We start from the raw sequence: 1,732 nt of genomic DNA on the forward strand, positions 1-1,732 counted from the left end.
CGCCGCGAGGGCCGCCGCGTCCCGCGGGGAGACGCCGGCCTGCCCGGACAGCGCCCGCAGGTACAGGTCGCGGTAGTCCTCCACCTGCTCGGCGGGGAACTGGGTGGTGTCGTAGGAGATCGTCAGCGTCATGCCCCGGTCGGGCGTCCTGACGAAGGCCGCGCTGAAGGCCAGGTCGGTCTGCTCGAAGAAGTCCTGGTCCTCGACGGTCAGGTCGGCGCCGCCGTACACATGGAAGTCGCGGAAGTCGACGTGCGCGTCGAGCAGCGGCGAGCGCCCGGCCGCGCGCTGGATCTCGAACAGCGGATACTGCCGGTACGGCAGCAGCGCCACCTCCGCCTCGAACACCCTGCGCACCAGCCCGGGGGCGTCCGCGCGCAGCCGCAGCGGGACCGTGTTGAGGAACAGGCCGAGCACCTCGTCGCCCGCCTCGCTCTCCGGGCGGCCGTGGGTGAGGACGCCGGTCAGCACGTCGGGGTCGCCGGTGACCAGGTGCAGCACCCGCAGGTGCGCCGCGATCAGCACCGACCGCAGCGGTACCCGCTCCCGCGCCGCCTGCTCGGTCAGCTCGGCGACCAGGGCCGGGTCGAGCGGCGTGGCCAGCACGGCGACCGTGCGCGTCCCGCCGGTCGGGTACCCGGGCATCCTGGGCAGGCGGCCGTCCGGCGCGCCGGCGACGACCTCCCGCCAGAAGCCCGCGGCCTCCGGTGAGGCCACGAGCTCCTTCTCCACCGCCACCAGATCGCTGAAGCGGGCCCCCGGCGGCTCCGACGGCAACCCCGGAGTGCGATAACGCGCCAGCAGCTCGTTGACCAGCGCGGCGACGCTCCAGCCGTCCAGGATCGCGTGGTGGAAGTAGACGGTCAGCGCGAAGCGGTCCTCCTCCGGGCGCACGTGCACCCGGAGCAACGGCGGTGCCGACCAGTCGAAGGGCCCGTACTCCGGCGCGTCCGCGGACACGGTCAGCGGGATCTCCGCGTGGTCGTGCACGAGTTGCACCGGCTCGCTGAACCCGGTCAGGTCGAACGAGGTCCGCAGCACCTCGTGCCGGGCGGTCAGCTCGCCGAGGGCCCTGACCAGCGCCGCCTCGTCGAAACGGCCGCGCAGCGTGAGCGTGGTGCGGTCGTGGAAGGTCACGCCGTCCAGCTCGCCGTGGTAGAGCATCCCGGCCTGCAGAGCGGTCAGCGGGTAGGCGTCGACGATCATCCCATGAGCCTTTCTCGGTCCGCGGGACTGAGCAGGGCGAACGCCCCCGTTTCGGCCTTCGGTACGGCCCGGCGCGGGCGCAGCGCGGTGGCCAGCTCAGCCACGGACTGGTGCGTGAACAGCTGCCGCAGCTCCACGTCGTAGCCCGCCGCGCGCAGCCCGGCCACCACCTTGAGACTGCGGATGGAATCGCCGCCGACCGCGAAGAACGAGTCGTGCCGGCCGGGCCGTTCCAGCCCGAGCACCTCCTGCCAGACGCGCGCCACGGTCTGCTCCGCACCGGCGCGCGGCGGCTCCCAGGGCAGGTCCGCCCGCCACTCCGGGGCGGGCAGCGCGGCCCGGTCGAGCTTGCCGTTCGCGGTGAGCGGCAGCTCGTCGAGATGCACCCACGAGACGGGGATCATGAAATCCGGCAGGACGGACCGCAGGTCCGGAACGCCGCCGTCCCCGACCAGATAGCCGACCAGGCGGCCGTCGACGAGCACGGCGGCGGCCTGCCTGACACCGGGTCGCTCCCGCAGCACAG

The 1,732-nt window shown here is 73.6% G+C and carries 2 protein-coding genes; both read right to left on the bottom strand.

All coding sequences use genetic code 11. The features are described from left to right. The coding region (locus Pta02_RS40685) for a condensation domain-containing protein (protein ID WP_239131605.1) at nucleotides 1-1,206 on the bottom strand (1,206 nt) is incomplete at its 3' end. Then, a partial coding sequence (locus tag Pta02_RS40690) for a phosphopantetheine-binding protein (RefSeq protein WP_239131606.1) occupies nucleotides 1,203-1,732 on the bottom strand: 530 nt, incomplete at its 5' end. The genes Pta02_RS40690 and Pta02_RS40685, both read right to left, overlap by 4 nt.

It is taken from the genome of Paraplanobispora takensis (assembly GCF_016863195.1).
GTDB lineage: Bacteria > Actinomycetota > Actinomycetes > Streptosporangiales > Streptosporangiaceae > Planobispora > Planobispora takensis.